This window comes from Citricoccus parietis (genome assembly GCF_042433045.1).
GTDB lineage: Bacteria > Actinomycetota > Actinomycetes > Actinomycetales > Micrococcaceae > Citricoccus > Citricoccus parietis.
In genome coordinates, this window is record NZ_JBHLWH010000013.1 from 228,120 (window position 1) to 235,447 (window position 7,328).

Genomic DNA, 7,328 nt, shown 5'->3' on the forward strand with positions numbered 1-7,328 from the left:
CAGCCGTCGGTGCCGTGGAGGAAAGCGCCGGGGCGCTGAGGGACTCAGGCGGCGGCGAGAGCGCCGGTTTCCGGCTGATAGGCGACGTCGGTGCCGGTCACCTTGGCCACGGCGGCGGCGATGATGCCCATGCCACGCTCCAGCTGGTCCTTCGGGGCGGTCAGGGCCGGCATGAGCTTCAGGACCTCGTCGTCGGGACCGGAGGTCTCCACGAGCAGGCCGTTCCGGAAGGACTCGGCGGCCACCTTGCCGGCCACCTCCGTGTCGGCGAAGTGCAGGCCGGCCAGCAGTCCGCGGCCACGGACGGAGGCACCGTCCACGGAGGCGGCGATCTGCTCCAGGGCTCCATGCACGGTGGCGATGGCCTCGGCCAGCTGCCCCTTCTGGAACGAGTCGTCGGCCCAGAACTCCTTCAGGGTGGCGGTGGCGGTGACGAACGCCGGGTTGTTGCCGCGGAAGGTCCCGTTGTGCTCGCCGGGCTCCCACACGTCCAGCTCGGGGCGGAACAGGGTCAGGGCCATCGGCAGGCCGTAACCGGAGATCGACTTGGAGACGCAGACGATGTCCGGGGTGAAGCCGGCCTCCTCGAAGCTGAAGAAGGTGCCGGTTCGGCCGCAGCCGGCCTGGACGTCGTCCACGATCAGCAGGATCTCGTGCTTGCCGCACAGATCGGAGAGCTGCTTGAGCCACTCGAGGCGGGCGGCACGCACGCCGCCCTCACCCTGGACGGTCTCCACGATGATGGCGGCCGGCTTGTCCACGCCGGAGCCGGAGTCCTCCAGGACACGCTCCAGCCACATGAAGTCCTCGGTCTCACCGTTGAAGTAGTCGTCATACGGGATCTTCGAGCTGTTGGTCAGCGGGATGCCGGCGCCCTTGCGCTTCATCGAGTTGCCGGTCACGGACAGCGAGCCCAGGGTCATGCCGTGGAACGCGTTGGTGAAGGACAGGATGTGCTGGCGGCCGGTCACCTTGCGGGCCAGCTTGAGGGCGGCCTCCACGGTGTTGGTACCCGTCGGGCCGGGGAACATGACCTTGTAGTCCAGTCCGCGCGGCTTCAGGATGACGTCACTGAAGGTCTGCAGGAAGTCCCGCTTGGCCGGCGTCATCATGTCCAGGGAGTGCACCGGGGCATCGCTGGTGATGTACTCGACCAGGGCCTTCTGCAGCAGCGGGTGGTTGTGCCCGTAGTTCAGCGCGCCGGCACCGGAGAAGAAGTCCAGGTACTCGGTGCCGTCCTCGGCGGTCTGGACGGCGCCCTTGGCCTGGGTGAAGACGGTGGGCCAGCTGCGGCTGTAGCTGCGGACCTCGGATTCGATGGTGGTGAAGACGGTGGTGTCCATGGTTCATCCCTTTCTTGGCGGGCATCCGTGTGGTGGACGGCCTGCATGGTCGGTGGGGGCGATGGCGAGTGGTGATGGATTCAAGTTCGGGTCGCGCTGAGGCTTGCCGGCCACTGGGCGAGGCCGCTGCACGGTATCGGCAGCGCTACGACGCGTTGACGGCGCGACTACTCCGCGAGGGGAGAGATGCGGTGGAGGTATTCCGTGTCATGTCCGTCCGGGTACATCTCCGCGGTGATCAGCGGGGTGATCTGGTGATCCGCTCCGAAGCGCTCGGCGAGGCTCGCGAACAGTCGCTGGGAGGCCGCATTGTCATCCGTGATGGTGGTCTCCAGCGCCTCGGCGGAGGTGCGGGCGACGAGTTCGTCCAACATGCGGGAGGCGAGCCCATGGCCTCGGGCGGCCTCGGTCACGGCCACCTGCCACACCATCAGCGTGGCGGGGGCGTCAGGCCGGAGGTAGCCGGTGACGAAGCCGGCAGGCTTGCCGTCGATCTCGGCAATCACGGTGGTGTCGGCGAAGTCCCGGCACCAGAGCAGGTAGTAATAGGACGAGTTGAGGTCGAGGACCTTCGAGTCCTTGGTCATGTGCCACAACGCCGCTCCATCCTCAGTCTTCGGAGGGCGGAGCACGGGGGCTGTCGGTCGGGTGGTCAGTGCTGTGTCTGCATCATCTGCCATCCCCTCCAACCTAACGAGATGAAATCTGAATTCAAGCCCGGTCTGGCGGATTTCCGGGGTTTTGGCCCCTTCTCCGGCCGAATATCGCTCCGTCCGACACGCCGCCGCATCCCATAGCTGACGCGGTTGCCCGGGCAAATCTTTTGGGGCCGAACGGACACTATGAGATCTTTATCATTCCGTTATCTTTGCAGGCTCGATGACCACGTGATATGAGCCCCGTCACGGCGACTCACGGTCCGCGGGAGTTCAACCCTGCGCTAGGTTGCTGGAATGACCCCTCCGATCTCAGGACCCGGCGCTGTGACGCCCTCAGGAGCCGCCCACCAGGAAGCCTCCACCTCCAGTCAGCCACTGGGCCCGTCGCCCGCCTCTCCTCGCCCGCAGAAGCCGCTGGGCCGGACCGAGCAGCTGATGCGCGTCCAGCTCCAGAGGCCTCAACACGACGGCACACCGGAACGGACCGGGTCCCTGACGACCGGCATCTGGTCCCTGGACCCCGACGGGCGCCCCTCCGGCCTCTCGGCCGCCGTGGTCATGGACAACACGCTGGCGACCTCGATCCATGCCGCGGCGGCCGACCTGGACTGGATCGTCACCACTGAACTGCAGCTGAATTTCATTCTTCCCCTCCCGGCCGACGGAACGGTCCTGGAAGCCTGGACGAGTGCAGTCCTGGTGGATTCCATGGGTGGCATGTCCCAGGGCACCCTGCAGGGGCCCGACGGGACCATCCATGTCCAGTCCGTCGGCTGGTTCCAGGGCGTCGGTGCCAACTCCAGTGACGCACTCGACCACTACAGCCGCATGGCGGCACTGCCACTCGGTCCGGAGACCGAGGTGCCCCTGGCAACGATGCTGCGCATGCAGGGCACCCCCGGGACCACTGACGACGACAGGCCTCGGGTCAGTGAGGGCTTCCGACCGGGACCCCTGTTCGCCGACAACGAGGAATTGATGAACCCGCACGGCGCGGTGCACGGGGGTGCCCTGACCATGATGAGCGGATTGGCAGCCCAGCAGGCGATGCCGGACCGCACCGACTACGACCTGCAGTCGTTGCGGGCGTTGTTCCTCCGCCCTGCCCGGGGCGCCGTCACGGCACGCACCAGGGTGCGGCACGCCGGGCGTTCCCTGCGCATCGTGGACGTGGAGCTGGTCGGCGGCGTGACCGACGTCGGGAACCCCGCGGCATCCAAACCGTTCGTCCAGGCCGAGGCGGTGTTCCGCGCGGCCCGGTGACGATCCGTGATCGGAGCCGCCACGGCCACCATGGAGCATGCCGGAGCCTCTCCACAGGCACGAAAGCCCGCCAGCCCCGAGACCGGGGCTGGCGGGCTTTCAGTTCACACCCTCACATCGGAGGGCGGGGCTTCGCTAGGCGGCCTGCTTGGCGTGCTTGGAATCCTTGCCGCGATCCAGGCCCAGGTCCTTCAGTGGGGTGCCGTCAATGGCCTGGACCATGACGTCCTCGGCCTCGACCACGGAGATGTCCAGGACGATGGCGACCTCGGCTGCGAGGATCTCCACGGCATCACGGTAGAGAGTGCGCTCGGCCATGGACAGGTCCTTCTCGGCCTGGCGGCGGTGCAGGTCGCGGACCACTTCGGCCACGCGGGGCAGGTCTCCGGTCGCGAGCTTCTCCTGGAAGGCCTTCAGCCGGCGGGACCACTGCTCCTCGACGTGCTCACTGGGCTTGGCCAGCAGGGACATCAGCTTGCGGACCTGGGTATGGCTGCTGACATCGCGGACACCGATGTCCTTGACCATCGACTCGGGAACGGAGATGCGCAAGCCCTTGTCCTGGATGTCCAGTTCCACATACGCGACGTCCTTGCCCTTCAACTGCCGGACCTGGCGATCGAGGACGATCGCGGGGCCGTGGTGGGGATGGACAACAAACTGACCGGGAACCAGACGCATGGGTGGGATGCACCTTCCTGTTGCTTACACCGAGATGTCACCGGGGCAAGCAGAAGCAAACCACCGGGAAAATGACCAATTCATTCTCTCATTATTTGTTTCAAAAAACAAGTCGGCGGCGTGTCCTTGGGTGCGCTGGGCGGCATAATGCCTTATGCTCTCGGCAACCTGCGCTTACGGGGCCACGCGGGCTCGGCTCCGGCATGGTCCGGCGTGCGCCCCGGCGGGGTGGCCCCCTCCTCCCCCATGCCGAGCGCGACCTCGGTGGCCGCCTCGCCGGCCCCGGCGCGGGAACCTGAAGCGGCGTCGGGGACCACTCCGGATTCGGTGTCCGGGACGCTGCCGCCCATCAGCGCACTGGGCTCGGCGAAGTCCCCCGCCGCGAAGCGCAGGGTGCCGAGGATGCGGTTCAGGCCCGTCAGGTCCCTCGCAGGCAGGCCGAGGTCCGAGAAGACCTCCCGGTTGAGCTCACGCGCCGCCTGCAGGGCCAGGTCTCGGCCCTGCGGAGTGATGGCGATGAGGTTGGCCCGACCGTCCGTGGGGTGCGGCTGGCGTTCCACGAGCCCGGCCTGTCCCAGTCGTTCCACGGTGTTGGTGACGGAGGTCGGATGGACCTGGAGCCGGCTCGAGGCCTTGGCCAGCGGCATCGCCCCGGTCCGGGAGAACCCCAGCAGCGTTAACATCTCGAAGCGGGCAAAGGTCAGGTCCAGGGGCCGCAGGACGGTGTCGATGCGCGCCATCAGGATCTGCTGCACGCGGAAGAGGGAGGTCACAGCGGCCATGGCGTCCGCGGACTCGCCCCACCCGTGGCCGGTCCAGTTGTGATGGGCCTGCGCCACGGGATCGTGCCGGAGCGGAGGGGTCACGATGCGGGTTCTCCCGTATTGGTTCGCCGCTGGGTGTCCCGCCCGCCGTTCCAGGTGAACTCGGGGGTCCTCTTGGCCAAGAAGGCTCCGACCCCGGCTTCGGCGTCTCCGGCGGTGGCCATCAGGTGCTGCCAGTGGTCGCTGGCGTCCCGCAGTTCCGCCCCGCTGTCATCGCCGGCGCCCGCCGCACCAATGGTGTCCACGATGTCCTTCATGGCCTGGATGGACAGCTGGGAGCGTGCCGCGAGCCGCTGCACGAACGTGTCCACGTCGTCCCAGAAGGTCTCGGCGGGGTGGACCGCCTGGACGAGCCCGAGAACGCGGGCCCGCTCGGCGTCCACGAAGTCGCCGCTGAACAGCAGGTACTTGGCGGTGGCCGGCCCGGCGATGCGCACGAGTCGCTCGATCCCGGCGGTCGGGTACACGATCCCGATCTTCGCCGGGGTGATCCCGAAGGTCGCGTCGGACGAGGCCAGCCGGATGTCACAGGCCGCCGCGATCTGCCAGGCGCCACCGAGGCAGTAGCCCTCGACGGCGGCGATGGTCGGCTTGTGAAGTCCGACCAGGGCCGCCTCACCGGCGGCCACGGCGCCACCGTCGTGGTGCCCGGAGTCCTCGTCCCGCAGGATGGCGCGCAGATCGGAGATGTCCGCCCCGGCGGAGAAATCCGTTCCGGCCCCCCGTACGACGACGGCCCGCACCGATGCGTCATCGGCCAGTCGGGCGCAGGCCGGCTCCAGGGCCCGCCACATGGCCTCCGTCATGGTGTTGCGCCGCCCGGGATTGGACAGGGTGAGGGTGGCGATGGACCCCGACTGGGACACCTCCACCGATCCCCCGGACGCAGTGGTCTCGGTCATGACCGCACCGTTTCCTGCACGATGCCCGCCTCGACGAGGCCGGCGATCTGACCCTCGTCCAGGCCCAGGCCCTCGAGCACAGACCGGGTGTCCTCACCGAGGGCGGGCGGCGCCTTGCGCACGCCGGCGGCGGTGCCGTCGATGCTCAGCGGCCCACGCAGCAGGGGCAGCGCCGAGCCGTCCAGCCGCTGGACGGTCTGCACCATGTCCAAGGCCTGCACCTGGGGGTCCTCGAAGGCCTGGGCGTAGGTGTAGATGGGTCCGGTGGGGATCCCCGCGGCGCGGAAAGCCTCGATCCATTCCAGCCCGGGACGGGTCACCAGCTTCTGTTCGATCAGCTCGGTCAGCTCGGCCCGGTGCTCCGAGCGGTCACGCCCCAGGGCGAAGCGCGGATCCTCCTCGAGCTCGGGCGCGCCGATGATCGCGCAGAACTTCTTCCAGTGCGCCTGGTTGCCCACCGCGATGATCGCCGGGATGTCGGCGGTCCGGAAGACCCCGTACGGGGAGAGCACCGGGTGGTTGTTGCCCTGCGGCACCGGGACGGTACCCGTGCTGAGGTAGTTCTGGCCCTGGAACGCCGAGACGGCCAGTCCGGCCTCCAGCAGGGAGGTCCCCACCTCGTGCCCTCGCCCCCCGTTGCCGGGGCGGCCGGCCAGCGACGCACAGATCCCCACGGCGGTGAAGACGCCCGCGTAGAGGTCCATCACCGGCACCCCGACCCGGGTGGGAGAGTCCGCGTCCGAGCCCGTCACGGACATCAGTCCGGACATCCCCTGGGCCACCTGGTCCAGTCCGGCCGCCTGGGCCAGCGGGCCGGTGGTCCCGAAGCCGGAGACGGAGGCGATGACCAGACCGGGGTTCGCCGCGCGCAGCGCCTCCGGGTCCAGGCCCATGGTGGCCAGCACCCCGGGGCGGAAGTTCTCCACCAGCACGTCCGCGGACACCGCGAGGTCCCACAGCAGTTGACGGCCCTGCTCGGTGTAGAAGTCCACCGCGATCGACTGCTTGTTGCGGTTCGTGGAGTCGAAGTAGAGCGAGTGCTCGTCCTCGAACGGTGGCCAGGACCGGGTGGAGTCCCCGCCCTTGGCGGACTCCACCTTGATGATGTCGGCTCCGAGGTCACCCAGCAGCGCCGTGCAGTACGGCCCCGCCAGGGCCCGGGACAGGTCCATCACGGTGATCCCAGCCAGCGGCAGGGCCGCTCCGGCAGCGGCGGGTGACCCGCCGCCGTCGGGCAGGGCGTTGTTCCCGGCCATGTTGTTCCCGGCCATGCTCAACCCCGCAGCTTGACGTTGATCTGCTTGATCTGCGTGAAGCCCTCGAGCATGCCCTCCAGGGACGCCTCCCGGCCCATGCCGGACTGCTTGTACCCGCCGTAGGACTGGCCCACCACCTGGCCGCCGCCCTGGTTGACCTGCACCCAGCCGGACTCGATCCGGTGCGCGGTGTTCAGGGCATTGTCCAGGTCGTGCGTCCAGACGTACGCGGCCAGGCCGTAGTGGGAGTCGTTGGCCATCTGGACGACCTCGTCCACGTCCTTCCACTTGATCGCGACGAGCACGGGGCCGAAGATCTCCTCCTGGGCCAGGCGGAAGTCGTTCCGGGCCCCGCCGAAGATGGTCGGCACGTGGTAGAAGCCCTCGGTCAGGGGCCCCT

The 7,328-nt window shown here is 68.5% G+C and carries 8 protein-coding genes; 1 reads left to right on the plus strand and 7 read right to left on the minus strand.

The window, feature by feature from the left end; translation table 11 throughout:
• Window positions 1-44: 44 nt before the first annotated feature.
• Together ectB and ectA are read right to left on the minus strand one after the other, a co-directional pair.
• The gene (gene ectB, locus ACFFIO_RS05035; RefSeq protein WP_378040489.1) at window positions 45-1,343 is read right to left on the minus strand and encodes a diaminobutyrate--2-oxoglutarate transaminase; all 1,299 of its coding nucleotides are present in this window, start codon (window positions 1,341-1,343) and stop codon (window positions 45-47) included.
• 167 nt (window positions 1,344-1,510) lie between these two features.
• Window positions 1,511-1,930, minus strand: a complete 420-nt coding sequence (ectA, locus tag ACFFIO_RS05040; protein ID WP_378040491.1) for a diaminobutyrate acetyltransferase — start codon at window positions 1,928-1,930, stop codon at window positions 1,511-1,513.
• A gap of 396 nt (window positions 1,931-2,326) precedes the next feature.
• Here ectA and ACFFIO_RS05045 point away from each other — a divergent pair, with 396 nt between their 5' ends.
• Complete coding sequence (locus tag ACFFIO_RS05045; protein ID WP_378040492.1) at window positions 2,327-3,265, plus strand: PaaI family thioesterase; 939 nt, start codon at window positions 2,327-2,329, stop codon at window positions 3,263-3,265.
• Between the two features lie 135 nt (window positions 3,266-3,400).
• On the opposite strand, the gene ACFFIO_RS05050 is transcribed toward ACFFIO_RS05045, so the two are convergent.
• From ACFFIO_RS05050 to ACFFIO_RS05070, 5 genes are all read right to left on the minus strand, one after another.
• Entirely contained in the window at window positions 3,401-3,946 is a 546-nt protein-coding gene (locus tag ACFFIO_RS05050; RefSeq protein ID WP_378040493.1) for a CarD family transcriptional regulator, read from the minus strand.
• Between the two features lie 152 nt (window positions 3,947-4,098).
• Window positions 4,099-4,812, minus strand: coding sequence for a MarR family winged helix-turn-helix transcriptional regulator (locus ACFFIO_RS05055; RefSeq protein WP_378040494.1), 714 nt, complete (start codon window positions 4,810-4,812; stop codon window positions 4,099-4,101).
• A complete protein-coding gene (locus ACFFIO_RS05060) occupies window positions 4,809-5,672 on the minus strand; it encodes an enoyl-CoA hydratase/isomerase family protein (protein WP_378040495.1) in 864 nt (287 codons plus the stop codon). The genes ACFFIO_RS05055 and ACFFIO_RS05060 overlap by 4 nt, the downstream gene beginning before the upstream one ends.
• A complete protein-coding gene (locus ACFFIO_RS05065) occupies window positions 5,669-6,943 on the minus strand; it encodes a CaiB/BaiF CoA transferase family protein (protein WP_378040496.1) in 1,275 nt (424 codons plus the stop codon). Before ACFFIO_RS05065 ends, ACFFIO_RS05060 begins: the two co-directional genes overlap by 4 nt.
• Before the next feature lie 2 nt (window positions 6,944-6,945).
• A partial coding sequence (locus ACFFIO_RS05070; protein ID WP_378040497.1) for an aldehyde dehydrogenase family protein occupies window positions 6,946-7,328 on the minus strand: 383 nt, incomplete at its 5' end.